Annotated in this window: 29 protein-coding genes; 28 read left to right on the top strand and 1 reads right to left on the bottom strand. The window is 43.9% G+C overall.

Annotation, left to right across the window (positions count from 1 at the left end; genetic code table 11):
* Nucleotides 1–28 precede the first annotated feature (28 nt).
* The 27 genes from AC1DPK_RS29335 (at nucleotide 29) to AC1DPK_RS29205 (ending at nucleotide 21681) form a co-directional block, all read left to right on the top strand.
* The gene (locus AC1DPK_RS29335) at nucleotides 29–829 is read left to right on the top strand and encodes a metal-dependent hydrolase (RefSeq protein ID WP_441883454.1); all 801 of its coding nucleotides are present in this window, start codon (nucleotides 29–31) and stop codon (nucleotides 827–829) included.
* 83 nt (nucleotides 830–912) lie between these two features.
* Complete coding sequence (locus AC1DPK_RS29330; protein WP_076269575.1) at nucleotides 913–1314, top strand: hypothetical protein; 402 nt, start codon at nucleotides 913–915, stop codon at nucleotides 1312–1314.
* Nucleotides 1315–1370: 56 nt separating this feature from the next.
* On the top strand, nucleotides 1371–1655 hold the full coding sequence (locus AC1DPK_RS29325) for a hypothetical protein (protein ID WP_477512450.1): 285 nt from the start codon (nucleotides 1371–1373) through the stop codon (nucleotides 1653–1655).
* On the top strand, nucleotides 1655–3889 hold the full coding sequence (locus AC1DPK_RS29320) for an MFS transporter (protein ID WP_441883458.1): 2235 nt from the start codon (nucleotides 1655–1657) through the stop codon (nucleotides 3887–3889). The genes AC1DPK_RS29325 and AC1DPK_RS29320 overlap by 1 nt, the downstream gene beginning before the upstream one ends.
* Nucleotides 3890–5773 (top strand): hypothetical protein, encoded by a 1884-nt coding sequence (locus tag AC1DPK_RS29315; protein ID WP_441883460.1) that lies wholly within the window; start codon nucleotides 3890–3892, stop codon nucleotides 5771–5773.
* Nucleotides 5745–7598: a helicase HerA domain-containing protein gene (locus AC1DPK_RS29310; protein WP_441883462.1), complete on the top strand. Its 1854-nt coding sequence runs from the start codon at nucleotides 5745–5747 to the stop codon at nucleotides 7596–7598. The genes AC1DPK_RS29315 and AC1DPK_RS29310 overlap by 29 nt, the downstream gene beginning before the upstream one ends.
* An 8-nt stretch (nucleotides 7599–7606) precedes the next feature.
* Nucleotides 7607–8713 carry a M23 family metallopeptidase gene (locus AC1DPK_RS29305; RefSeq protein ID WP_441883464.1) on the top strand — a complete coding sequence of 369 codons (1107 nt, stop codon included), beginning with the start codon at nucleotides 7607–7609 and terminating at the stop codon, nucleotides 8711–8713.
* A gap of 6 nt (nucleotides 8714–8719) precedes the next feature.
* Nucleotides 8720–8974 carry a hypothetical protein gene (locus tag AC1DPK_RS29300; RefSeq protein ID WP_441883466.1) on the top strand — a complete coding sequence of 85 codons (255 nt, stop codon included), beginning with the start codon at nucleotides 8720–8722 and terminating at the stop codon, nucleotides 8972–8974.
* A gap of 7 nt (nucleotides 8975–8981) precedes the next feature.
* The gene (locus tag AC1DPK_RS29295; RefSeq protein WP_477512449.1) at nucleotides 8982–11099 is read left to right on the top strand and encodes an FtsK/SpoIIIE domain-containing protein; all 2118 of its coding nucleotides are present in this window, start codon (nucleotides 8982–8984) and stop codon (nucleotides 11097–11099) included.
* Nucleotides 11100–11322: 223 nt separating this feature from the next.
* A complete protein-coding gene (locus AC1DPK_RS29290) occupies nucleotides 11323–12114 on the top strand; it encodes an AAA family ATPase (RefSeq protein WP_441883470.1) in 792 nt (263 codons plus the stop codon).
* 81 nt (nucleotides 12115–12195) lie between these two features.
* On the top strand, nucleotides 12196–12357 hold the full coding sequence (locus AC1DPK_RS29285) for a hypothetical protein (protein WP_441883472.1): 162 nt from the start codon (nucleotides 12196–12198) through the stop codon (nucleotides 12355–12357).
* A gap of 36 nt (nucleotides 12358–12393) precedes the next feature.
* Nucleotides 12394–12708, top strand: a complete 315-nt coding sequence (locus AC1DPK_RS29280) for a type II toxin-antitoxin system PemK/MazF family toxin (protein ID WP_441883474.1) — start codon at nucleotides 12394–12396, stop codon at nucleotides 12706–12708.
* A 64-nt stretch (nucleotides 12709–12772) separates the two neighbouring features.
* Nucleotides 12773–13066: a hypothetical protein gene (locus AC1DPK_RS29275; RefSeq protein ID WP_441883476.1), complete on the top strand. Its 294-nt coding sequence runs from the start codon at nucleotides 12773–12775 to the stop codon at nucleotides 13064–13066.
* 271 nt (nucleotides 13067–13337) lie between these two features.
* Nucleotides 13338–13709 carry a hypothetical protein gene (locus AC1DPK_RS29270; protein ID WP_441883480.1) on the top strand — a complete coding sequence of 124 codons (372 nt, stop codon included), beginning with the start codon at nucleotides 13338–13340 and terminating at the stop codon, nucleotides 13707–13709.
* 15 nt (nucleotides 13710–13724) lie between these two features.
* On the top strand, nucleotides 13725–14423 hold the full coding sequence (locus tag AC1DPK_RS29265) for an SAF domain-containing protein (RefSeq protein WP_441883482.1): 699 nt from the start codon (nucleotides 13725–13727) through the stop codon (nucleotides 14421–14423).
* 170 nt (nucleotides 14424–14593) lie between these two features.
* Nucleotides 14594–15577, top strand: coding sequence for a CpaE/TadZ family protein (locus tag AC1DPK_RS29260; RefSeq protein ID WP_477512448.1), 984 nt, complete (start codon nucleotides 14594–14596; stop codon nucleotides 15575–15577).
* An 8-nt stretch (nucleotides 15578–15585) separates the two neighbouring features.
* Nucleotides 15586–17058, top strand: a complete 1473-nt coding sequence (locus tag AC1DPK_RS29255; protein WP_441883486.1) for an ATPase, T2SS/T4P/T4SS family — start codon at nucleotides 15586–15588, stop codon at nucleotides 17056–17058.
* Complete coding sequence (locus AC1DPK_RS29250; RefSeq protein ID WP_441883488.1) at nucleotides 17055–18023, top strand: hypothetical protein; 969 nt, start codon at nucleotides 17055–17057, stop codon at nucleotides 18021–18023. Before AC1DPK_RS29255 ends, AC1DPK_RS29250 begins: the two co-directional genes overlap by 4 nt.
* A gap of 3 nt (nucleotides 18024–18026) precedes the next feature.
* Nucleotides 18027–18908: a hypothetical protein gene (locus AC1DPK_RS29245; RefSeq protein WP_441883490.1), complete on the top strand. Its 882-nt coding sequence runs from the start codon at nucleotides 18027–18029 to the stop codon at nucleotides 18906–18908.
* A gap of 30 nt (nucleotides 18909–18938) precedes the next feature.
* A complete protein-coding gene (locus AC1DPK_RS29240) occupies nucleotides 18939–19100 on the top strand; it encodes a hypothetical protein (RefSeq protein ID WP_441883492.1) in 162 nt (53 codons plus the stop codon).
* 32 nt (nucleotides 19101–19132) lie between these two features.
* Entirely contained in the window at nucleotides 19133–19534 is a 402-nt protein-coding gene (locus tag AC1DPK_RS29235; RefSeq protein WP_441883494.1) for a hypothetical protein, read from the top strand.
* The gene (locus AC1DPK_RS29230; RefSeq protein WP_477512447.1) at nucleotides 19531–20013 is read left to right on the top strand and encodes a hypothetical protein; all 483 of its coding nucleotides are present in this window, start codon (nucleotides 19531–19533) and stop codon (nucleotides 20011–20013) included. Before AC1DPK_RS29235 ends, AC1DPK_RS29230 begins: the two co-directional genes overlap by 4 nt.
* Nucleotides 20014–20190: 177 nt before the next feature.
* Nucleotides 20191–20337, top strand: coding sequence for a hypothetical protein (locus tag AC1DPK_RS29225; RefSeq protein ID WP_441883498.1), 147 nt, complete (start codon nucleotides 20191–20193; stop codon nucleotides 20335–20337).
* Nucleotides 20338–20379: 42 nt separating this feature from the next.
* Nucleotides 20380–20667: a hypothetical protein gene (locus tag AC1DPK_RS29220; protein ID WP_441883500.1), complete on the top strand. Its 288-nt coding sequence runs from the start codon at nucleotides 20380–20382 to the stop codon at nucleotides 20665–20667.
* A gap of 105 nt (nucleotides 20668–20772) precedes the next feature.
* The gene (locus AC1DPK_RS29215; RefSeq protein WP_441883502.1) at nucleotides 20773–20919 is read left to right on the top strand and encodes a hypothetical protein; all 147 of its coding nucleotides are present in this window, start codon (nucleotides 20773–20775) and stop codon (nucleotides 20917–20919) included.
* Nucleotides 20920–20959: 40 nt separating this feature from the next.
* Nucleotides 20960–21268: a hypothetical protein gene (locus AC1DPK_RS29210; protein ID WP_441883504.1), complete on the top strand. Its 309-nt coding sequence runs from the start codon at nucleotides 20960–20962 to the stop codon at nucleotides 21266–21268.
* A 14-nt stretch (nucleotides 21269–21282) separates the two neighbouring features.
* Nucleotides 21283–21681 carry a hypothetical protein gene (locus AC1DPK_RS29205; RefSeq protein WP_441883506.1) on the top strand — a complete coding sequence of 133 codons (399 nt, stop codon included), beginning with the start codon at nucleotides 21283–21285 and terminating at the stop codon, nucleotides 21679–21681.
* A gap of 63 nt (nucleotides 21682–21744) precedes the next feature.
* On the opposite strand, the gene AC1DPK_RS29200 is transcribed toward AC1DPK_RS29205, so the two are convergent.
* Complete coding sequence (locus tag AC1DPK_RS29200) at nucleotides 21745–22302, bottom strand: P-loop NTPase family protein (protein WP_441883507.1); 558 nt, start codon at nucleotides 22300–22302, stop codon at nucleotides 21745–21747.
* Between the two features lie 409 nt (nucleotides 22303–22711).
* On the opposite strand from AC1DPK_RS29200, the gene AC1DPK_RS29195 reads away from it, so the two are divergent.
* Nucleotides 22712–23689, top strand: coding sequence for an S-layer homology domain-containing protein (locus AC1DPK_RS29195; protein ID WP_441883508.1), 978 nt, complete (start codon nucleotides 22712–22714; stop codon nucleotides 23687–23689).

The raw sequence follows: 23689 nt of genomic DNA, 5'->3' as shown, positions 1-23689 counted from the left end.
GAAAAAATCGAGAGAGGGGGTGAAAACAATGAACAAAGCAGGACATGTGGCACTAGGTGTGGCCGTTGGATCGGGCCTGCTTTCACTCTTGCCACAAATGGACGGACATATGGCATCGCCCATAGTCTACATTTTAGCTGTTGCGGTAGGGAGCCTGGCACCGGATTTAGATCATAAGACCAGTACGGCTAGTAACCTCATTCAGCTCTCTACACAAAACCGAAGAATGGCTCAATCACTTGGTTTGCTACTTTTGTTAATCGCGGCTGCCATATGGGGACTCCCTAGACTTGGACTCGACCTAGACAACGTATGGGCAATGAGTGCACCGCTTTGGGCTGCTGCAGGCGTTTTATGCTTATTGCTTGCGAAGCTGCGTAGCCTGGTATTGCTTGGCGTAGGAGCCTTATTACTTGCGGCATATGCCATGTATGATTGGCACTGGATCACAGCTTTTGCAGGCGGGGCATTACTTATTCTTCCCATGGTGAAGCATCGGGGGATCATTCATACGCCAGAGTTTGCGCTAGCCTTAAGTATTGGAGCCTTTTCTTTTGGGCAGCAAAGCGATCTATGGATGGTGCAGGCCATTAGCATGGGGCTTATCGTGGGCTGGTGGGCGCATCTGATCGGTGATCTATTTGGACGTGAGGGGATTGGCTCTCTAATCTCAAAAAAAATACATGTGGCTTTACGGCTTTTTGATAATGGAGGCACCGGTGAACGGTTATTGTCGGGGTTGTGTTGGGGAATTAGCATTGTTTGCTGGATCGTCTTTATAATGCCAGAAGATTGGCGAATGGAGGCTTTTTTATCTTCAATCCTATAAAACTCCTACAAACATTTCGATTGAAAGAGATCAAATGAGCAATAGTCCTATAAAAATCCTACAAACGGAAGGTGTTTTTAACAATGAAGATTAAAAAATGGTTGGTATGGCTGCCTATGATGATTATGGTTTGGATGATGCCGGTGATGGCCTATGCGGCAGATGAGAGTAATCCAATTACAAAACTAAAGAAGTATTTCAAATTCGATTGGAAACTGCTTGATGGGCTTGGTTTCATGTTTTATGTCGTGATGGTCCCAATTACGTTTATGATTATCTTCCTATTGGTTTACAGCATATACGATATTATCCGTTTTGGCATAAAAGTCAAACAAGCAAAAGAAAGTATGGGTAATAAGAAGTTTTGGATTGAAACGGGCGTTGTATTCCTCATTATCTTCTTCTTCTTCTCCGGTCTATTCCTAGACTTTCTGGAGCAGGTATATAACTGGACGAGCACACAAGATATTACTTCCGGTATGTAATGCTTAGTTATCTCGCATCGGAAACGTCGGAAGCTTATCTCAAGAAGATGAAGAAAATGTACGCTATTGATGTCAATCAGTTGGGGGCGCTGGAATGGGTGCTTGTCATTGCAGGCACCTTTGCCACTATCGTATCCACCATCGCCCTTGTCTACTGGCTGTATAAAATGATCCTTTTCTTATGGCAGGTGAAGTTGGCGAAGGCCAATCTGAATGATTCAAAGTTTTGGAAACGGATGGGGATTGCGCTCGCTATTATTATGCTCTTCGTCACTTCAGGGATGTTTGCTATCTTAGAGGGCATCTTTAATGTTTTGGGGAAAATGGGGTGGACGATGTGATGCAAGATGTTTTTTACACCTATTTGGCTGCTGCAGTGGAGGAGCCAAAAGAGAGCAATGATAAATGGTATATACCGGAATGGGTGACGGACTTAGGTAGTCAGTTCCGCGATATAACCCAAACGTTTCAGGATCTCATGTCGGGTAAGCTAATTAAAGATGCTATCGATGGCGTAGTTATCGGCTGGACGGATGAGTTTCTTGCACCGTTATATGGGACATTTGCAAAGAGTTACTTGTTTACCCCTCATATTGCTGATATCAAAGCAGTATTTGTAGGGTGGTCGATTATTTCCATCATTAGCTTAGTTGCGCTACTGGTAGGTATTGGTATGCTATCCATCCAGATTATAAAGGGCAAAAAAGAGATGGGTCAGCTCTTAAAAGTATTTTTATGGAGCTTTATATCTGCCGGTGTAAGCCTATCGGTTATGAATTTTATAAACGTGGGTTTAAACTGGCTCACACAATTGACGCTCGCTGGCATTATCGGCAAGGCTGACATTACGTATCAAAATTTAACGGGTGAAGAGATCCTAAAGTCATTGGTAATCGGCATCGACAGTATAACGAATCCTGCGTATGCCGGCATGTCGCTCGGACAATTAATGGCAGAAACAGAAGGCGGTATTTTTATACTGTTTTTTGATGTATCGGGGATTATTGTGCCATCCTTTGTGCTGTCGATGCTTAAAAGTATTATTGTCATTATCATGGCCATCTTTGTAGGACTCTGGATAGCTTATACAGCGTATTCCGGAAAGCTAGAAACACTGGTAGGATTTATAAACATTTATACTCGAACCTTGTTTGCGGGTTACCTGATGGCTGTGTATTGGGCGATTTTTGTTAAAGCGCAAACAGACTTTGGGGCGGATATTGGGTTTATGTCGGACATTGGCATCCATCCTGCTATTGCTGCTCCGATCACCGCCATTGTGTTGTTTGTGCTCCTCTTCTTTGTTTGGCTCCGTCCGGTATGGTTAGCGGCTAAAATGCCGGTACATCTCAATGGTGGTCAAGCCGTCGAAAAGTTAGGAACGTTTGGTCATCGCAGCTCAATGGCTTTAAATGCAATGGGTAAGCGATTTGGCTCAGAAGCGCTCCAAAGAAAAGGTTTAAGCTGGTCACAGTCAAGTAACCGTGTAGCCGATGTTGGCAGACGGATGCAAGAGCGAAATGTGCAAAAAGCCATCATGAAATCAATCATGACCGGTGGTGGTTCTGAAGCATTGCAGGGTGTGAAATACGAAGCGCCTGCCGTGTGGAAGCATAAAACGGGTAACGTGGTTATGAAAGAAGCTGGTCAAGAAGTGACGAATCATGGCTTGAATTTACTAGATATCCCTGCGCACGAACTTGAACATCAGCTAAAACCGGAGGGCTTTGTATCAGGTGCCGTCATTCGAGTGGATCAAGAAAGTCGAGGAGACATGGAGAAAATAGTCGGTCATCTCGAACAAACGTATGGTAAGGGTATAGCATACAACGCAGGCACCGGTGAGCTGTTAGTAGAGAAAACGGTAAGACCTGTTATGCGCGAGCTGCAGGATGCGCAGATCAAGTCAGCAGCCAGTCATGGTTATACCAAAAATGGTGTCTTTATTGATAGTGACAAGCAGGATATCCGCCGCTTTACGAAGTCTGAAGCAAGTAGGGAAACACTTGATGCTTTAACGGAGAAACTGCCGGTTTATACAAAAACCAATTTAAGTACAACCGAAGCACAATCGGCCTATAACCAGCTGAGTGAAAAGGGAAAACAGTATCCATGGGTCAAGCAATTGAAGCTGGTAAATGGACAGCTATGGATTCCGGAGATTGATATGCCAGAAATTTTGCCATTGCTGCAAAACCTTCGCACGGAGAGTACACCTTATGTGCGTTTTGATTTGCCGCGGGGATCGCAATATTTGGCAGATCTTGAGCAGCAATTGAGATCCAGCGGTGATACTGATTTACTTGCTGGTTTTGAGGCAAATGTAACAGAGAATTACATTATGGTAAGAGAAACGCAAGCCAAACGACTAGAAGAAGTCCATAAGCTATATCGGGAAAATAGGCTGCCTTTCTGGCGGACCATGTCCGGAAAAATCATGGTCATTATAGACGGTATGCCAGTAGATCATGGGCAACAACCGCTAAATGGGATGGATATGGGCAGTTTTGAAAAGCTGCAAGCGGATATGTTGCGGCAGCATGAAGGAACAAGTAAAAAGAAAGGAGGGAAATAGGTGGCAGAGGATCTCAGTCGGCAAGAACAGGAAAATGAGTTGTTGAGTGCTTATTTTTTAGGGGATATACGAGAGGATATACAGTATCTGGGTTTGACGTTTAATGATATCGCTTGGGTAATGGGGAATACGCTCTTCGGAGGCGGATTCCTTTTTTTATTGCCTTTGCCATTTTGGATTAAGATCCCTGGACTGCTATTGATCTTTGTCTTATCCATATTCGGACGATTATTTTCATGGTCTTATCGGCGTCGTCGTCGTTATCGGTATATTCGGCAAAAAAATACAGGCACCGGTGATGAGATGGAGCAGCTGCTTGGTGCTGAGAGTGATGGCTGGTTTTATCGCAGCGGCAAAATGTTGCATATGGTCATTTCGTTGCAAGCAGATCCATGGCAAACCGCGGTCTACAACCAAAAGAAACAACGAATTAACGGCTTTGAACAATTTTTAAGGGCATGCGCAAGCGAACGTTTTGAGGCTTCGATATCTTCTGAACAGATTTCGGACTATCAGCACGAGTTATGGACAGCTAAAGCTAATAAACCGGTAGCTTCCGAAGGTATGGCAGCTCTGAAGCAAAACCGTATAACGATGTGGCGGAACATGGCTGAAAGCGGTGAAGCAAAGCGGAGCGTGTATGTGCTGCGTTTATCCGTCATGGAATACCAAATCGATTCGCGTGAACGTGATGACGAAACAACCGAAATGACCAAAGAAGAGCGCCAGCGCTTTCGCATGATCGCGGAGCTGCGCGAAAAGCTGCAGCGTGTATTAGATCCGCTAACGGCATCAGGCCACGAGGTAACGATTCTATCAGGGCTTAGCATGCCGGAGCTCATTGGCCGCTGGTTAGATCCAATCAGCTGGGAGCGTTGGATGGCAGCAGAGGGGAATTGGGAGCAAGAGGCGCCTGAAGAGCTTGTTATATCGTTAGCAAAGGAGGATAGCAAGGAAGAAGAGGTTGACCATGAAGAGAAGGAACAAACGGATAGCCCACCTCGCAAAGGCGTTTTAGCGGTCATAACGGCTGGTCTTATTACGCTGGCGAGAAAAGTCGGCTATGGCTTACGCTGGGCAGGCAATGCATTACATCGCATTCTAGCGCGTTTGAAATCGAGGAGACCAAGGAAGGAAGTCCTGGATGATTTATTACACATAGCAGATTCACTATCGGATCTAACCCTGCAGGGTGAAGAAGAGGAGAAGGAACAGCAACTTATGTCTGCTCTTCAGGGGATCTTGTTTCTGACTTCGCCCACCTCTAGCGGGAAGTCATTTTTAACGGCCAATATGGCTGTTGCGCAAAGCGGTGAGGGTGTAATTCTACACGTGGTGGACTTATCACCGGATCGTGGTACGCATACGTATCTCAATCCGCTGCGCGTATCAAGCTCGGAGCCAGGATGGGAAGCTTGGACGTCACGGAATGCACCAGGGCTTACCTTGTGGCTGCCAAGTGAAGAGCAGCGTCCTCACATTGAGGAAACCATTCGTCTTCTTCGCAAGCTTTCGGAACAGGGTCCGGTCTTGGTTGATCTTCCCTTTGCGCACCCCTCACGAGCAGAGCTGCTAAAGCTTGGTCAAGCGGTTGCGATTGTAGATGGTGATTATCACCACTGGCTGCAATGGGAGCAAGCGGCAGAGAGCTGGCATGGCGAGGTATGGCTTAACCAGTGTGAAGAACCTATGACAAGTCATATGGCTACGCTGCTTAAGGAGAAATGGGGCCAGCGTGTATCACTTACATTCCCGCATTTTCAAGAGGCAAGCCGGTGGCTCTTCCAGGGCCGACCTTTTGTCTTAGATCCTAAAGCGGTTGTTCATTTTATCCAGGTAGAGGAGGAGCAGTCCCATGTTAGCGGAAACCAAGCGGCTAGTTAAAAATTGGCGAAAAGAAAAATCAGAAACCGTAGTCAATGTTATTGATGGTAAAGACGATAAAAGTGGCCACTTTGTGCGCGTACTGATGATTAAGGGATATCCACCGGTGCTGCTCACCGGCTACCTGGACAAGCTCGATGAGCTGGTGGGCAAGGAAGGCGCTACGCTGCGTAAAACGATTCGTTATGCAGCCAGCGATGTGACATGGAATCTATCACTAAAAAATAAATTAAACCGGCTAACCGTGTCGATAGCCAAGCAGCAGGAAGACGATCCAGCTAGAAAAGCGGAAGTGCAAGCGAAAGAAACGATTTTATCCTTACGCGATGCGAAGCAGCAGGACAATCGCAAACTGCTTGACGTTTATACCTATCTTACGATTACAGCTCCAAAGCGCCATCAGCTCCATGCAGTCGAAGTAAAACTTAAACTCTGGTTTGATGAGCTAGATTGCAAACTGGATAATCTGCCATTTGAGCAGCAGGAGGCGCTGAGGCAGACGAGTCCTATATTTGATCCCCACACGCCAAATAGCGAGTTCTTTAACAAAAAGCATTATGGCCATGTGACCACGGATACCGCAGCTGCGCGCACCTATCCCATGACAAGAAGTGGATCTAGTGATGGGCAAGGTCCTTATTTCGGCAGACGGACAGAAGACGGCTCTTTTACCTTTATTAATATTTGTGATCCCGATGATCCAAGAGCACAAAATATTACGGTTTTCGGTAAAACAGGACAAGGTAAATCCTACTTTTTAAAAGCCTTAGTTGTTTCGTTGCTAGAGGAAGGCATACATGTATTTGTTTTCGATCTAGACGGCGAGTGGCGCGATCTTTGCGAATATGTAGGCGGGGTTTATATCGATCATACGGCAGACCAAGGCCGCTACTATGAGCCGCTTACGATTATGCCTGCGCTACCTGAATTGGATTTGGATTGCATTAACTTTAATCGTTCAAGGCGAGGGAAAGCCATTGATAATGGTGTTCGCGCCTTCTCGCTGCTTGCAGATGGCTTAGCTAAGGCAGAGCTTTTTGAGGCAGGTGAAGCGATTAAACGTGTGTTCGACAAAGCTGGCATTGTGAAAGAGAAGCCAGAAACGTGGGATGCGCCATATACGGGTCCGCGACCAACCATTCATCGTGCTTTTGAGGAGATAGCCGAGGAAGCGAAGAAAGAAAATCCGGCAGCTAAAAGCTTGTACGATGCCATCAAGATTTACTTTATTGGCATTTATGATGGCATTTTTCAAATTGAAGAGTCCATCACCTTTCAAAAGACAAAACTTACCGTCATTAAAGTCGGAACGGGTCAAACGGATAATAGCGACGATAAAGATGAACTAGCCAAACAATCGCAACTTAAAATGTCGATGGCCATTGACGTTGTAAACTCCAATATTCAATGGTTGAAATTCGAAGGCGCTTATTTTTCAGCGGTGCTAGTGGATGAAGGTCAGCGACAAACGAAAAATCCAGAAATGAGGCGCGAGATTTTTGCTTGGTATACAGCGATACGGAAGTGGAACGGCATGATGATCCTTGGATCTAATACGCCAGCGATTATGCTCGATACAGCAGAGGGCGAGGGCATGTGGGAAAACACGAGTGTTCGCGTTTATTTCTACATGGAGCAATCAGCGATTAGAAAGCTTGCTGAGCACTCCAATGTGCCGATGGAAATTCAGGAGCGCATATCACAAAACGAAGATACCAATCAATACATCCTGGAGTATCACAAAAAATATGATGAGCTGGTCATGGTGGTACCTCCTGAAGAGAGCGCTTTGTACAAGACTCGTGGTCTTAAACAGGCAGGGTAGGTGGGAAAATGCAAGGTTCCATCACCAATACAGTACAAACCGTAAAGAAAGCCCGTGCTATCTATAAGTTAATTCTTCTGCTAGGTACACCGGCTTCAGTCGTCCTTATAATTTTAGCTGTTCTGATTGTTCTTATTATGCTGCTCACCGTTCTCCCCTTTCTCTTATTTGCTGAGGAGGGGAGTTTGAATAACCAAGGAGCGTTAGGAAGTTCTTGGGGACCGATCCAGCTCGATGCCGACGGCAGCAATTATCAATGGCCGGTGCCATCGATTACGCGCATTACGTCGTATTTTGGTATACGAGATATTGGCGAAGGCGCAGAAGCGCATGGCGGCATTGATATTGCTGATGGTGCTGCGAACACAGAGCTGCAGCCGATCTATGCGATCGCTTCCGGCACAGTAACCATTGCGGGAACGCTGGGTACATTCGGACAAGCGATCTATATTGATCACGGTGGGGGGCTGGTGAGCATCTATGGACACTTGGATACGCGAATGGATGTAGAGCCAGGGAGCGTCGTAAACAAAGGGCAGCGAATCGGCAGGATCGGTGCAGGTAAAGTGGGGCGCTCGACGGGTCCTCATTTACACTTTGAAGTGCGTGTCAATAATAAACGAGCTAATCCACTTGATTATGTGCAGCCGGTCATTCAAGTATCAAGCGAATTGTCTTATCGTCCGCTCGATATTGCACTGGCTAATCGCTTCTTAGTGAGCAAAAAATCAGCGCTTGCTGACCGCTCGATTTTAAGTGCCATCGATCAGGCAGGAAAGGCGCAAAACGTCGATCCTATGCTTTTACTTGCGATCACAGGGCAAGAACAATCCTTTGTTCCGATCACCAAAAAACATGCAGAACTGATCGTTAAAAACCCTTGGAATGTATTTGGATGCTGGTGTAGCGGCAAAGGCGCGACACTCACCACAGAGCAATCTGCGTTGATCGCTGCAAAGACGATTGTAAAGCTTTCGCAGGATCGGCCAAGCAATCGTAATGCGATTGAATGGCTTAGCGCGAAGGACAACCCACGAGGCTATTACGCAGAGCATGCAGGCTGGTGGATTGGTGTCACCAAATTTTATAGTGTGCTGCTCAATTTGAAGGAGTGATTTATTATGTCCACCCTTGTAATCCTTATTGGTCTGGTACTGTGGTTCCTACACCGGCAGGGGAACAATTTTGTCATACCGAAATGGATTTGGACCATAATCGGTTTATTTTTGATTTTTATGGTCGTAAAGAACTTAAATGATGTTTTTGATTTTGCAAGTCATGAGGCGTCGGAATGGTGGCCATTAATTCAAGAAAATGCTTATCGGACAAGCGAACGGGTACGTAGTTTTATACAACAGATGATGCAGGGAGGCTGATTCATTCATGGAGGGTGGGGGGAAAGGGAAATCAAATGAAAAAGAAAGCTTTGCACAATATCTAACACGCATATGCGGAATTACGCTGGCGGTTTGTATTGCGTTGCAATTTCTAAATGTGCCAGAGGTGATATCGCTATTTGCGCTGCAGCTCATCCGCTATGTACTTATGCTATTTGGTTTGTTTGTAGCGTTGCCTGCAGCCATGCAATATGTATGGCGCAACCGGCTTAGATGGTTGGAGCGATATCGCGAATGGAAGCAACGAGAACGACCGATCATGATGCCAGTAAGCGCTCTTCAGGGGCAGGTAGAGTCACAGCCCGTAAGTGTTTCTGATGTTTCAACCAACCAATTGATGAGTGCTCCAACTAATCCCTTATCGGATGGTCCATTGATCGCTCCCTTTTCATATTTGCCGGTTAATCCTAAACCACATTCTACATCTATATTGCGAGTTGAGGGGGCTGGTCAGCTAATCTCTGATGCCCTGCAGCTGGCCGGTATTCCGTTGGAAGGTGAAATTGATGTTTTAGCAGTAGAGAGTGGTCCGACGCTTCAAGCGATTTCCTTTCAATTGCCGCCGAAAGTGCAGCTCTCCAAATTAATTAGCAAGAAAGAAGATATTGCTAATCATATTGGTCACCATATGGGGTTTGATGTGACGTCTGCTCCGCAATTTAGAAGTGCAGCAGCCTTTGTCGTGCCACAAGCCGACCGTGCATTTGTTTATATGCGGGATATGGTACACGAACTTATAGCTTTTGCTGAGGATGCAGCCTTGCCCGTAATTTTCGGTAAGGATATTCTTGGAAAGCCTATTCTTCAGGATTTAGCACGTATGCCGCATTTACTTATCGCGGGTGCAACCGGTTCGGGTAAATCGGTATGCATTAATACACTTATCAATTCGTTACTACTCACCCGATCACCGAAGCAATTGCGATTGCTGCTCATTGATCCAAAACAGGTCGAGTTTACCGTCTATCGAGGGCTGCCGCATTTGCTTGTGCCGCCAGTATCAGATATGCGTAAAGCAATGCTCGCTTTTAATAAAGTCATTATGGAGATGGATCAACGCTATGAAAAGTTTGCAGAAGCTGGCGTACGTAATTTGGAGGCTTACAATGGCAAGATGAAGCAAGACCAGCTGCCCTATATCGTGGTCATTATCGATGAGTATGCGGATCTCATGTTGGTAGCTGGTGATGAGGTAGAGGACGGTGTACAGCGGATTACGCAAATGGCTCGTGCCGCTGGTATTCACTTGGTTTTAGGAACGCAGCGACCAAGTGTGAATGTGGTGACGGGTGTGATTAAAGCAAATCTTCCTTCACGGGTGGCCTTCCGGCTGCAGAGTGCGGTTGATTATCGGACGGTACTTGATCGTGGAGCTCCTCCATTGCTAGGGTACGGGGATGGCGTGTGCATGATTCAAGGGGGGACGTTGCAACGATTCCAATCAGCTGCAACGAGTGCGATTGATAATGAAGCAACAGAGTTAATTGAGGCATTAAAAACTTTTTGGTCAAAGGATACTGGAAAGCAAAACGAATGGACGATGCCAGAAGAGGACAGCGAAACAGGAACGACCTCGAATGAGGATCAGCCGCCATGGGAAGCTGACCAGGAGACGGATGGAGCTGATCCGAAAGCTGATAAAACCGAGCAGCCAAGCTATACCGATGATCATCCGAAGAGTGAATATGAGCAGGTACTTGCCATAGTACGCGAACACGGAGGATTTTCGATGGAGGTAGTACAGAGGAAATTGCGAATAAGTTATGCTGCAGCGACAAGGCATATTGAACGGATGCTAAATGATAACGTGATTGGTCCATACGATAAGGATGCGAAAATGAGACCATTGGTTCGTGATGCTGAAGCACAGCATGAACATGAGCAAACAGAAATTCTCCAAAAGATGAAACGCTATATTTGCGAACATCGATCCGCTAAGAGCTCGGAGCTGCGTGAAGTGTTTTCGATCCGGAAAGAAAAGGTTTTAGAATATATGCAGCAGCTTGTAGATGATGGTTTTTTAAATCCTCCCGAAAACACGCGAGCCGGTTATACGATAGCCTGGTCAGATGAAGTCATGCAGGCATTTCTTCAAGATAATTAAATGACAGTAGAGTATGAATTTAGATTAAAAACAGACTGCTTCTATTTGGTAATAATTATTTATTGGTTCCCGTTGATTAGTTCCCACTCAAATTATGTATATGAAACCGATTGAAAATCCCCATTCTATAAGGTTTTCTGCTTGTTTTAACTGGGAACCAATAATGGGAACCAATGATGGGAACCAATAGAGGGAACTCATTAAAATGAAAGGAGAATAGCAAATGAATACTGCTAAATTACCCATGAGTAAGGATGTAGATATGGCAGTCATGCATACGGCCGAGGCTTGTAAGACTAAATCTCAAAAACTCGTACTTAGTGAGATCAATCGAAATATCATAGATGAAGTTCTTGAGATTTACGAGCTTAAGGCGTCTTTTGCGGAACAGGGAGTACCCATGCCGAATAAGATTCTAATGTATGGTCCTCCTGGCACGGGGAAAACCATAACTGCTTTTTATTTAGCACATATGCTAGGGTTACCACTTATCCTTGTTCGCCTGGATACCATTATCGGAAGCTATTTAGGGGAGACGGCGGGAAACGTTCGAAAAATATTTGATTATGCGATTCAGAATCCTTGTGTTTTTTTCTTAGATGAATTTGATGCTATTGCGAGGAATCGATCTGGAAGAAGAGATGTGCAAGAGATGTCTCGCGTGGTGAATACACTGCTCCAATGCCTGGACGAGTTTCAATCTGAAAGCATATTACTTGCCGCAACCAATTTGGATGAAGAATTAGATACGGCAGTATGGCGAAGATTTGACACCAAAATGAAGTATGATCCGCCAACGGATTCAGAACGAAGGATTTACACGCAAAAGCTATTTGATAATTATGAGAAGAATCAGCTGATTGATGATATAGCCATTGCTCTCGCTTCATGTAGCTTTGCAGAGATGGAGCAAATCTATATGAAAGCAAAGCGGAAGTCGATTTTGAGGAAGACAGACATTACCCTACAGCATATTGAAGAGGCAAAAGAAGAATATATGGGAGATCGGAAGTAACGGTCATCATAATCTTTGAGTGCTATAAGGAATTGTGGTATCGTTGAGCAAGAGATTATTCCATAAGGGAGGCGATTTTACTTGGAGAAAAAGTCCAATAAATCGTTGAAAGAACGATTAGCGGTTGCTAATCAAAAGATCGATGTTCAGCTGCCGGATCTCTGGCTGCAGGCGGAACAAAATTTAGAGAAGCTAGAAGAAGATTATCATAAGAATCAAATAAATAAGGGGATAAGAGACTAAGGTATATCAACCTATAGTCTCTTTTTATTTGTCCATATGAATCATAATCGCGGCGATGTTTATTTGGTGTTATATCCATTTGATGATGGGGAAAAGGAAAAGCTAAGACCAGGAATTATTTTAGATACGAAGGATAAACGCTCGATTGTGATCAAAGTGACTTCGCATGAAGAGCGAGGGAACGATAGTCGAGATCTCGCTTTAGTATATTGGCAAGCAGCTGGCCTTCAGAAGCCATCGGTAGCTCGATGTTCCATGTTTGTACCGCTTAATCATGACAAAATTGATAAGTATTTAGGGACGTTGCACCCGGAAGATTTGATAAACGTCCTGGCACATTTTTATAAATAATAACGAAGGCCGATCCGCTGAGGATCGGCCTTTGTCATGAAATTGACGGAAAAGAGCTGAGTAAATGATTAGAATTGTTGATACTAATCCTGAAGTTCTCGCTAAATTTTTAAAAGTCGATGTTGCTCTCATAAAAGTCTGGAGTGATCGAAGTATGACAGTTGGCCATGATACTACACATGATTATAAGGTGAGTCGAAGGAAGATTCAGTACGACGTTGCTTTTGCACTATTTATTCGTTCTCAAATTCTAATGCATATCAAATTTGCTTTTTTAACAGGTAGTGTGGCGCTGCTCTCCCTGATGATGCTCACATTTTTCTTTATTGATCGCTATGTCATTGGAGTGATCGTTTAGCTTAATGTGGATAACCACGAAAAATAATCATACTTTTTGCATACGAATTGCGAACGATTGCCTTCAAAATCCTTGCTATGCTTGTAATAGATAACAAGAGCCACACGAAATGGATGGAAGGTTTGGAGGTGGGAATCTTGCTAGGCAGGCTATGGCAGCCAGCGCTCACTGATCGCTTAATCGTCATCATATCAGTTGATGATATAGCGATCATAGTAACCGATCACCATCAAATCATACCTGAACACCTGAGGTGAAAGGAGCTGCAAGAGTGAAAGAGATTGCGATGAACGATGTTGCCAAACAACTACAAATGGCGGAGAGCAGCTTGCGCCGCTGGTTGCCAATGATGGAACAAGCCGGTTATGTGTTTGAACGGAAAGATAATAATCGAAGGCAGCTTACCGAGCAAGATATCGTCGCGTTTGTGGAGTTGAAGAGATTAAGTCAGGTCATGACACTGCCGGAAGCATGTCAGCGGGTAGTTCAGCTGATTCCGCAAGAGTCTACGGGTAATCGAGCGCAAGAAGAGATTCTCTTCGAGCAGCTGCTCGAAGCATTACCGGAGGCGATTTACTGGCAGGGCAAAGACGCACCGATTGCTGAGCTCCGTACTCAGTGGTTCAAAGTTAAATCTTCGTAACGAAAGGAGAACGATATGAAAGTAAGTCTGAAAAAAGTAAATCGAATGTTGCTTTATCTATTTGCCATGGTGGCTATGCTCGTGCTGCTCTACTTCCTCGATACGAGGTGGACCGTTTTAATGGATACACAAAATGTAGTCGTAGCATCCAGGCAGATGCTTCCGCATGAGGCGATAACGGAGGACGATCTTTTGATTGTCCGAATTAAAGAAGATTATGTGATTTCTGGTGCCATTCCGGAAGAGGATGCTCATTTACTTGTAGGCCAAGAAGCCTTGCAACTGATTGAAGCCGGCGATCAAATGACCATCAATCGCGTAGATAAGACGTCTTTGCTCAGTGTACCAGGAGCAACGGTGGTGGAGATGCCGGAGGATTGGATTTTATCGGTACCAGGCAGTTTGCGGAGGCTTGACCGAATTACGATATTCGCAGTGCCGACTGATATCGAGAAAATCAATCCAGAATCAGGCATTGCGGAGCCGCTGCTATCTCAGGCGGAGAAGGTGATAGAGGATATCGTGGTTGCTTATTACAAGGATGCGAGCTCAAATGAAGTCAAGAATGCTGAGGGTAACGTGAATCCGAATGTACGGGTGGATGCAACGGTTCGTGGGCGTAAGCTAGAGCTGCAATTAACGCCGGATCAACTGAAACTCTTGTCGGAAAAAGCTGCCGGTGGCTATCAATTTATTGTGGGGTATGGCTCATGAACATTGGGTTTATCGGAAATGATCAAGAATTAAGTCGCCAATTGCGCCAGGCTGCACAAACCGAAGCCTTATTTTCTTCTTCAGAAGTAACGAAACCGGAATTGATTCAGGAAACATTTAAAACCTGCCAGGTGGTCTTAATATCGGACCGGCTGGTACAACCGCATGAATTGGAAAGCGTTGTAGAGCTCTTACAGGGAAAGAATCTGGTTTATCTGCTCAGCTATAAAGCAGACACGGGGGTCACCGAAGACGCAGCGCTTGTATGCCAGCGAATCGGTATCGGCGTATGCCGACCGAAGCGAACCATAGAGCAATTGGTGGAGTACGTGCATCAACAATTTATGGGTGGCGCGCCGGCTATTCGCAATGGGGGGCAAGTTATTGCTCTGGTTGGCGCGAAATCTCAAACCGGATTAACAGGCAGCACCTTGTCATTAGCTGAAGAAATCGGAAAACGGATGGATCGGAAAGTCGCCGTCATTGGTCTGGATGCTTTTACGCCAGGTGATGTGTTTATCACCTACTCCGGTACCTATCTGCATGACTTGTATACCCAAATTAAAGACGGTGGCATTCTAACGCCAACAGAACTGGTCGCTCATATGCACCAAACGAAGCATTTCGCCTTTTTGGCAGGCAATGCGGATCCGACGAAACGGTACCGGTATTCGTCGGAATCAGTAGCACATGTCATCGCTTGTGCACGGGAGGCTTTTGATATCGTACTGATTGATGCCGGATCTAATCCCGATAATAATCTCTGTTTGCAAGCTTTACTGTATGCGGATATGCGGATCGTCGTAACGACGCAGCAGCCATCTGCACTGGCCAACTGGCAAAGATTTGCGCCTTTGCTTCGGATGGTCAATCACGAGCAACCGATGTCGTTTTTGTTACTCATCAATAAATGGTCGAAGCAGTGGGGAGACACCAAAGAGATTGAGCGTAGTATGGCTGCCTCGATGCTAGGATGGTTACCCGATCTAAAAGAGGATGGCATGCTCTGTGAAATGGAACGTCGGTTGCTGACTACAGTAGAGCACCCAAAATATAACGAGCAGCTCAAACGTATGGTTGATTTATTGCAATCACGATTTAACTGGCCCATGCAAAACGAAAGTCCAAAAAGTAAATGGTTTGCTAGGAGGTGAATACGATCATGGGTGCATGGCGTGAAAAAGATTTTCATATCTCGGAATTGGAGAGTAAGGCCGTGCAGCAGCCGGTAGCGCTTAAAGCAAGCAACAATGCCCTTACGGATGAATTTAAAGCGCTTTGCACACAAGTGCGTACGGTCTTTAGAAAGAAAAATGAAGAGCGGTCGGATAAAGAAATGAAAAAGTGGCAGGCCCTGCAGCACGATGCGGTGGTTGGTATAACAGAAGCCGTGCAGCTTTTTAAGGGTGAAATTGAAGAATACTTAAAAACGAACCAACTGCAGCACATTATGCAGCCAAGCTATTATCATTCATTGGTTGAAGCTGTTTTTCAACAAACGTTCGGTCTCGGTCCAATTTCGGTGTGGAATCATCATCCGAAGTATCACATATCCCAATCTGCACGAATCATGGGGAAAAAGATTTTTTTTGATATTCCTGGCGAGCCTGATTTACAGCCATTTGGATACGAATCAGAGGAAGAGGTTATCGAGAATATCATTGAAAAGATCAGGATGAAAGATGAATTTTCGCACATTAATAAACACAATCCCAAGTTAGAGCTCGATTTAGTAGATGGGACAAGGGTAACAATTATGATCCCGCCGCTCGTTCGTCGACCTACGATAATTTTTCGTAACCAAACGATGCGAGCACCGACGCTGGAGGACTTAGTAGCGGCAGGGAGTATTCCATCCGAAGCTCTGCCACTGATACGCGGAATATCAAAAGCGTTGCTTAATTTGATTGTTTCCGGAGAAGTGCGTTCGGGCAAAAGTACGCTGATTAAAGCTATCTATGCTGAACGCCGCAGACCAGGACGAGTGGCTGTAACCATTGAGCGTGGCCATTCGGAATTAAAGTTAAGCGAATTACATGAGAATGATCAACTCGTTGAATTTGTGGTAAAGACGGATGCAGAATATGATAGCGTGTTTGACCTGGTACTGCGCTCCGATTATTTCTTTGTGATTGTGGGAGAAACGCGCAGCATTGAAACGGAACTATTTCTTGTTTCGTGTGAGCGCGGTAAAGGCGGCTCCATGACCAGCTATCATACCGAGCGTATAGCTAATATCCCTGGTCAATTGGCTCGCCTCGTACTGCAGCGATTTCCAAATCGTCAGTACCGCGAGGAGTTGATTCGGGTTGCCGAAAATATCCATCTCATCATTGTCATGAAGGAGCTTGATGATGGATCAAAAAAACTTCTACGAATGACGGAAGTTAGGCTAGATCCGTATACCTTTGAGGTGAGTTGTCACGACATTATGCGATGGGATATGGAACAAAACAGCTGGACATATTGCGATGATTTATCTGTAGATACCATGCAAAAGATGAAAGAAACCGCGCCGCATTACGCCGAACAAGCCTTCTTTGCTTTAAAACGACTAGCTGAAGATAAGCCAATGCTTGGATCCAACATAGAGGTCGCATTAAGCAGCCTTGAGGGGGAGGAGGCTAGTGCATGATTAGCCAGCTCGATCTATCTCTTGAAATGATATTAAAAGCGGCGATTATGCTGCTTTACACAGGCTTTGCTTTCCGGTTCATTGGTGCTTTGCAGAATATGATTTTTCGGTCATGGAGTGTGCCGCTTTATCTGAATACGCCGAAGAAAGCAAACGATGAGGAACAAACATTTAGTCATTTAGAGCTTTTGCTTCGGTCAACCAGTAAGACGTTTCATCGTAACTCCGTTAACCAGTTTCTTATCTTCAGTGGTGGCGTGTTTAGCGTCATGTATCTGCTCCTGTTACTTGGCTTTAACGGCGGGGAGTTTGTAACCTGGTGGAATAAACGCGCATTTGGTTTAGCAGGCATAACGGCGCTCGTGCCTTACGGTTTGCTTAGAGTTAAGCTCTACAATATTCGCAGAGAAAATAGCTATGCTTTGATTGAAGCAACGGAGCTCCTTATTCTAAAATACCGGAGCCCTGGGATTCATGGGGATCTCTATCATGCCCTTTATAACACGGCTGATGAATTGCAGGGAACGATGAAACGAGCATTTAGTGCATTGGTATCTGTATTACAGCTGCAGGGTAAGATGGCCATCCGTGAGGGTGTGGCGCTCTTTAGCTATCAAATCGATAATAGCTGGTCGAAGCAGCTCGGTGTGTTGTTCACCAAAGCCGCGAAAGAAAATCGAGATATTGGACGAGCTTTGGAGAAAGTGCATACCGATATGCAAGAATCGAAACGAATCGTCGAGTCCGAAAAATCGGAATATACGGATTCTATTATCATGGGCTATATCCCTTTGTTCCTTGTACCGGCTGCCATTTTTGGCATTAATAAAATGTTTGAAGGGGCTATCTTTCACGTCTTATTTGATGATCCGAAGACCTTACAGGCATTAATCATTTGTATTATTTTTGTTGTGATTGGCTTAGTGACTTCTTTGATTTTGTCCAAGCCGAAAATTGAGGTGTAACCCATGCTAATCCCTATTTTTAAGTTAGGTTTGTATCTACTGATGGTGATCTCTCTACCACTGTTTATACGAGAAATTTTATATATTCGGCGCCGTAGTCCACCGCCACAATTAATCAAGCAATTCATTCATTTTGCGGGTGGTCAGAAGGGGCGAATTACGCAGCTCTATCAAGATGATCGCTTGGATGCAGCCTTTTCGATTGCAGGATTTATGAAAAATGGTTCGGCCTGGCAATACAAATTTTATCGCGATTTGCTTTTCATTATTGTTGTTATTGTTTTGCATGGATTTTTCCTGGTCTATCAGCAGTATCCACTGAAGGGGATGGTCATCGCTACTTTGTGCTATCTGTTGACGTTGACGGGGGCATCCATAGCGCCAGGACGCTTATTCCTGGTCATGGCCGGAAAAGAAAAGCAAAAGCAGAAGAGCGATGAGATTATTGATCTTTATATGCTGCTCTCTAATGATTATCAGGCGGAGAATAATGATCATTACCAAAGCGTATTTGCCAAGCTGACGGAATTTAATGTTTTTACAAAAGCGCTTCGTCCGGATCTAGATCGTTTGCTATTAGATCTTCCGGTGGATGGTCCCCGCGCATTCAAAGTTTTTGGTGAGAGCGTAGGAACCAAGGAAGCAAAAACTTTGGCGGATTTGCTTGAAAAAATCAATGAGTCTAACCCAGAAATGGCCGTCGATCTACTTGATAAGAACTACGATACGTTTTTGGATTTTCGTAGGCAACGTCGCAAGCAAAGATTGAAGATAAACGGGTATATGGGCCATACGGTCGTATTCTTAGCAATCATTTCGGTCATTTACTTTGTGAACATGGCCGCGAATGCCTATAAAAGCATCCTCATGGATGCACTAAACTAAAACGCCTAGAGGGCGAGAGGAGATTTTAAAATGAAAGAAGCAATGGGTACTATTCTACTAATCGCAGCAATGTTTGTATTGATTGGCTTAACTATCTTTGCAGATGATGGAACGTTCGGTGATGCAAAAGTGCAGAGGGATCGCTCGCATACTATTTCTAACAGCACAACCGTACCCACAGTCTTGAAATAAGGAAGGAGGGTAGCCAGCATGTCTAGATAGGCATGCTGGCGATTTTAATGAAAATTGTTATTGGTTTTGTCATTTTGACACCCATTTTCCTATACTACTTGTTTCAGCCAGGCGTGGAGCGAACGATTAGTTATAAAGACCAAGTCTTGCAGAAAAAAGCGTTTGAAGCTGCACATTTAGCGGCGATTGAAGGGCGTATAACGCCAGAAATAAAAGAGGCTATCTTGGATGAATTAACAGCCGTTTATTTTGACCGCGATAAGATTCAGATCACCGGCACAACGATAACGGCGCCTCGTGGTGAGTTAATCGAGGTTACGCTTCGGTATCCGCAGGGACCTACGCAAATTTTTAATTTATTCGGTAGTGACGAAGCTAGAGACTACAATTACCCCATTTCCATCATGAGTGAGTATATTGAGGAGCGATCATGAAATGGGTCATTATGCTACTTTTAATGATGCCCATTTTCATTATCTATAGCGCTTGGAGTCATGATGAACACCTGTCAACCAAGTTAAAAGCTGGGCTAAAAGAAGGTATGGATCTAGCAACGCATGACGCATCACTGCAGATCATAGAAGAAGAGCTGGAAATGGGGAAGATCCGATTTGATCCCATGAAATCGGAGAAGGCATTGCTCAACTCATTACAGACATCATTCAAGCTTAATTCACTCCTGCAGCCTCTACCTGGCGGCATCTGGAAGGATCCATTTGAGCTCGTGTGGTTCGAAAAAATAGAGACCGGCAATTTCCCAATGCTTTATCATAGCGGGCCACCTTACTACTACTCGGATACGTTAAAAGGGCCATCGATCATTGCGATCGTGAAGGTAAAGCATCCGCGATATTACGGGGTATCTGACGATATCACTTACATCGTAGGCAGCAGCCATGAGTATGTTAGGTAATTTTAAAGGACTATAGCACAATCAGCTGTAATCCGGCTTTTTAAATCGCGAAGAAAAGTTTATACTATAGTCAAGTTAATTAATACACGGTACAATTCAAAATTAAATGCAAACATGACGCCCCTTGCGTATGCTAGGTACAAATTAAGTCAAGGCTCAATACAAGGGGGTGGGTGCATGAAAGAGAGGGATCCGGATATGGCGGTAAATAAAAACGAAACAACTCCAAGGATCGTGCATGCTGCAGACGAGGCCATACTGAAAATAGCACTAAAAGGAACAGAAAAATACGATAAAACACTTTCAAAGCTGGCGAAAAATTAATTTTGAAAAACTTATAGAGAGAAAAGAAGGCGGAGTTATTTTATGGATGATACTAGCACTGAAAAAAATGATAAGACAAATAATTGGGGTGGAGCTCGTTTAGGGGCTGGAAGAAAAGACGGCCTGAAGAAGCAAAAAAGAAAACGAGTATTGTCCCTATTCTTAACAGATGCACAATGGACTGCACTTGAAAAAGAAGTAATTGAAGAAAAGGAAAAGCTATCATCGCTTGTAAATAAAAAATTGGAATCATATGCTAATGATTTAATAGTGAAACATGGGGTATTCGAAACGATAAAAAATGAAAATAAGGACAAAAATGGCGAGTAGACCTTTAAGGTTTACTCGCCATTTTTATTGATATTAACCTTCATGTTTACAACTTGAATTAGTACTGCTAAAATTCGAGTTAAGAAGCTGAAGGAGGTTATTTATATGTATGAACTAAGTAAAATTATTTTTATGGCTATTGTCATTTTAGTTTTTGGTGGCATCGGATATATGTCTCTTCCTTCAATGAAAAAACCATCTCCTAAACGTCGTGAGACACCTGTGTTTATGGTAATTAAGGCAGAAAACTAACAGCACAATGAAGAATTGATAGCCCAGGAGGACAAAATATATGCGGATTAAATCAAAAGAATCTTATAATGGTGGCGGTAATTGTATGCTTATTGAATTGTTAGTGGAAGGTGGGGGAACTCTAGCATCAATTACATTAACTGAAGAACATATAGTAGGTCGGAAAATTCCATATAAAGATGATGATGGAGAAAAAAATTATGACTTTCATGAAGCTGTACTATGGACAGCTACAGATTCGCAATCACTAAAGTACATCCCTGAAGAAATAAAGTCTGAGGTATTGAAGGTATATCAAGATTACCGCAAAAAATATAATCGTGATCAGGATATCACTGTGAATTCGTAGGCGGTGAACTAGGGATGATTAATGAGTTTTATAGTGTTAGTCAAGCTTCCTTGCAAGCTCAAAAGTTCTGCGAAGAAAACCATGGCTGGAGAAGAATCTGCGATATTTGGGACAGTGAAAATTTGTATCTTACATGGGAAGAGTTGCCTAAAAAAATTCGTAACTATTGGATTGGGAAATGCGGTGAATATTCTGCAGAGTCAGCTTGGCGTGAGTTTGGAAATTCGATTTGTAAAGTACCTTTCGGATGTGTATCAGGAAAGGGAGATTTTCACCCAAACTATGAAATGGTTAATGCTCCACTTGGACATAACATGATGATGATTTTCAAGTTTGATGAGCTTCAACGAATATCAAGTGTTCGTAGTAGACACATAATGCGACAGAGAGGAATAAAAAACCGCCTCTCATAAGGCGGTCAATTGAACTATCGTCTCCCGTTAGGGAGTTTAATTACGACAGCCCGCAGATCGAATTCATATCAATTGAAATTCAAGAAGATCCAGGTTATCACGAACGAGAATCATTTTGTTTTTATATTCCCAACGGCTGATCAAATCAGGAAGCTTCACCAAATTGTAGTCTTTATTCCATGCGAACAAGTTGTGGATACCTTCTATTGTCTCGCGCTTCTTGCTTGGAACGATGCCTGTAATGCGCTCTTTATAGCGCCTCCATATTCGTTCTTCCTGGACGGACAAGGGTGTCATCAAAACGACGATCTTATCTGCGGCGGCAAAGCTCGGCTCAACCCACGACCTGTACACACCTTCAACGATCCATGAATCAAATCCGATGATCTTTTTGAGCTGACGGTCCCGCTCTTCTTCCGGTGCCTTGACGCCGTATTCATTCGACTGATTATGCCAGAAAATATCGTCTAGATCGTAATGCGGGATCCCGAGCTTCCCGCTCAATAAAGTCGCGATATAGGATTTGCCGCTTCCTGAGCCGCCGATGATATGGATTCGGATTGTGAACACCTCTTCCTTCCAAAATGTATCTGTAAATCGATGTCGAGATTTTTTCGTCATATTGTTTGAAATTTCCTGCCTGTTAGTTTAATCTCCTTCTCCAGTAAGGAGTAATGTGTCGCAGTTCGACGATATTGCGTTACAACATAATGAATACGAATTTTCATAACCCATATTTAGGAAGGAGGATGCGCTATGTGCGGAACGTGTGGAGGAACGGGAACGATAATCGAAGTGGTTTGTTTATAATAATCATACTTTTTGCATACGATTTGCTAACTTTATTAACCTCTAGAATTGATATCTTTAAAGAGTGTAGATTTGATGCTTGTAGTCATCCATATCGGTAGTAGATGACATTTTTATAAGAAAGGAAGTGAAGGGTTTAATAAGAAAACAAGAATGTCGATAAAATAGTTAGATAACTAGATTGATTAATTTTGGTAAATAGAAAATAGGAGTGATCCCAATGAAAAAAATGAAGCTAGCCGTAATCATGACGTTTGTGACAGTATTGCTTGCGTCGCAGACCGTAGCAGCTGCAGCTGCTTTTACAGATACAAAGTCACACTGGGCAAAATCAGAGATCGATACTGCAGTGAGTCAAGGTTGGATTAATGGTTATAGTGCAACAAGCTTTAAACCTAACGATAATATTACTCGTGCTGAGTTTACAAAATCGTTGGTAGCCGCGATGAAATACAAGTTAGAGGATCAAGACACACCTTTCATCGACGATAAAGGATGGTTTCGTGCATCGATCTCTACAGGTCTAAAACAATCCATCATTAAGGTGAATGAATATAAGGAATCACAATTCGAGCCTAATCGGAAAATCACTCGTGAAGAGATTGCCCGTATGACAGTTAGAGCGCTTGGCAAGGATGCGGATGGGGTAAAGTCAGGCTACCTAGCAATTGCGAAACAGAATGAGATTTTGAAGGGCTATCCAGATGGGACAATGGGTGGCGACAAGAATGCAACACGAGCTGAAGCTGTTCTGATGATCTCTAATACTCTTAAGGCAAAAAATCCACAAGTTAAGCCGGTTGCTTATCCTAAAACAGACAAAGAGCTTGATGCATTGATTCAATCTTTGCCTAGTTTCAAAGGGCATACTACGATTAGTCGTGGAGCTGTTGGTGTAAATTTAAAAGGATCAGATGTTTTTGAGGATCATAATGTATGGATCGAGTATGATGCAGAATTAAAAAGAACTACAATAAATGTTGATGAACCATCTTCCGATGTAAAAGCTTTGCTTAAGGATCTTTTAAAACAGTACTATCCACAATCTTATGAAAAGGCGTATTCCAATTATATTAAAGTAGATGGAATGAAATTTGTTGAAGGTAAAAATTCAATTAAAACGACATATGATGGACGTAGTTTTCTAGTGTATAAAGCGAACGATAATGTCGGTGTTGTATTTTGGATAGGAGGCTAA

It is taken from the genome of Paenibacillus sp. 01T424 (assembly GCF_056398745.1).
This window is presented reverse-complemented; position numbering and strand designations above follow the sequence as displayed.

Bases quoted from the DNA above. Each gene is read 5' to 3' on its own strand.
- AC1DPK_RS29335 (WP_441883454.1), top strand. From the start codon at position 29: ATGAACAAAGCAGGACATGTGGCACTAGGTGTGGCCGTTGGATCGGGC.
- AC1DPK_RS29330 (WP_076269575.1), top strand. From the start codon at position 913: ATGAAGATTAAAAAATGGTTGGTATGGCTGCCTATGATGATTATGGTT.
- AC1DPK_RS29325 (WP_477512450.1), top strand. From the start codon at position 1,371: ATGTACGCTATTGATGTCAATCAGTTGGGGGCGCTGGAATGGGTGCTT.
- AC1DPK_RS29320 (WP_441883458.1), top strand. From the start codon at position 1,655: ATGCAAGATGTTTTTTACACCTATTTGGCTGCTGCAGTGGAGGAGCCA.
- AC1DPK_RS29310 (WP_441883462.1), top strand. From the start codon at position 5,745: ATGTTAGCGGAAACCAAGCGGCTAGTTAAAAATTGGCGAAAAGAAAAA.
- AC1DPK_RS29305 (WP_441883464.1), top strand. From the start codon at position 7,607: ATGCAAGGTTCCATCACCAATACAGTACAAACCGTAAAGAAAGCCCGT.
- AC1DPK_RS29300 (WP_441883466.1), top strand. From the start codon at position 8,720: ATGTCCACCCTTGTAATCCTTATTGGTCTGGTACTGTGGTTCCTACAC.
- AC1DPK_RS29295 (WP_477512449.1), top strand. From the start codon at position 8,982: ATGGAGGGTGGGGGGAAAGGGAAATCAAATGAAAAAGAAAGCTTTGCA.
- AC1DPK_RS29290 (WP_441883470.1), top strand. From the start codon at position 11,323: ATGAATACTGCTAAATTACCCATGAGTAAGGATGTAGATATGGCAGTC.
- AC1DPK_RS29280 (WP_441883474.1), top strand. From the start codon at position 12,394: ATGAATCATAATCGCGGCGATGTTTATTTGGTGTTATATCCATTTGAT.
- AC1DPK_RS29275 (WP_441883476.1), top strand. From the start codon at position 12,773: ATGATTAGAATTGTTGATACTAATCCTGAAGTTCTCGCTAAATTTTTA.
- AC1DPK_RS29265 (WP_441883482.1), top strand. From the start codon at position 13,725: ATGAAAGTAAGTCTGAAAAAAGTAAATCGAATGTTGCTTTATCTATTT.
- AC1DPK_RS29255 (WP_441883486.1), top strand. From the start codon at position 15,586: ATGGGTGCATGGCGTGAAAAAGATTTTCATATCTCGGAATTGGAGAGT.
- AC1DPK_RS29250 (WP_441883488.1), top strand. From the start codon at position 17,055: ATGATTAGCCAGCTCGATCTATCTCTTGAAATGATATTAAAAGCGGCG.
- AC1DPK_RS29245 (WP_441883490.1), top strand. From the start codon at position 18,027: ATGCTAATCCCTATTTTTAAGTTAGGTTTGTATCTACTGATGGTGATC.
- AC1DPK_RS29240 (WP_441883492.1), top strand. From the start codon at position 18,939: ATGAAAGAAGCAATGGGTACTATTCTACTAATCGCAGCAATGTTTGTA.
- AC1DPK_RS29235 (WP_441883494.1), top strand. From the start codon at position 19,133: ATGCTGGCGATTTTAATGAAAATTGTTATTGGTTTTGTCATTTTGACA.
- AC1DPK_RS29230 (WP_477512447.1), top strand. From the start codon at position 19,531: ATGAAATGGGTCATTATGCTACTTTTAATGATGCCCATTTTCATTATC.
- AC1DPK_RS29225 (WP_441883498.1), top strand. From the start codon at position 20,191: ATGAAAGAGAGGGATCCGGATATGGCGGTAAATAAAAACGAAACAACT.
- AC1DPK_RS29220 (WP_441883500.1), top strand. From the start codon at position 20,380: ATGGATGATACTAGCACTGAAAAAAATGATAAGACAAATAATTGGGGT.
- AC1DPK_RS29215 (WP_441883502.1), top strand. From the start codon at position 20,773: ATGTATGAACTAAGTAAAATTATTTTTATGGCTATTGTCATTTTAGTT.
- AC1DPK_RS29210 (WP_441883504.1), top strand. From the start codon at position 20,960: ATGCGGATTAAATCAAAAGAATCTTATAATGGTGGCGGTAATTGTATG.
- AC1DPK_RS29205 (WP_441883506.1), top strand. From the start codon at position 21,283: ATGATTAATGAGTTTTATAGTGTTAGTCAAGCTTCCTTGCAAGCTCAA.
- AC1DPK_RS29200 (WP_441883507.1), bottom strand. From the start codon at position 22,302: ATGACGAAAAAATCTCGACATCGATTTACAGATACATTTTGGAAGGAA.
- AC1DPK_RS29195 (WP_441883508.1), top strand. From the start codon at position 22,712: ATGAAAAAAATGAAGCTAGCCGTAATCATGACGTTTGTGACAGTATTG.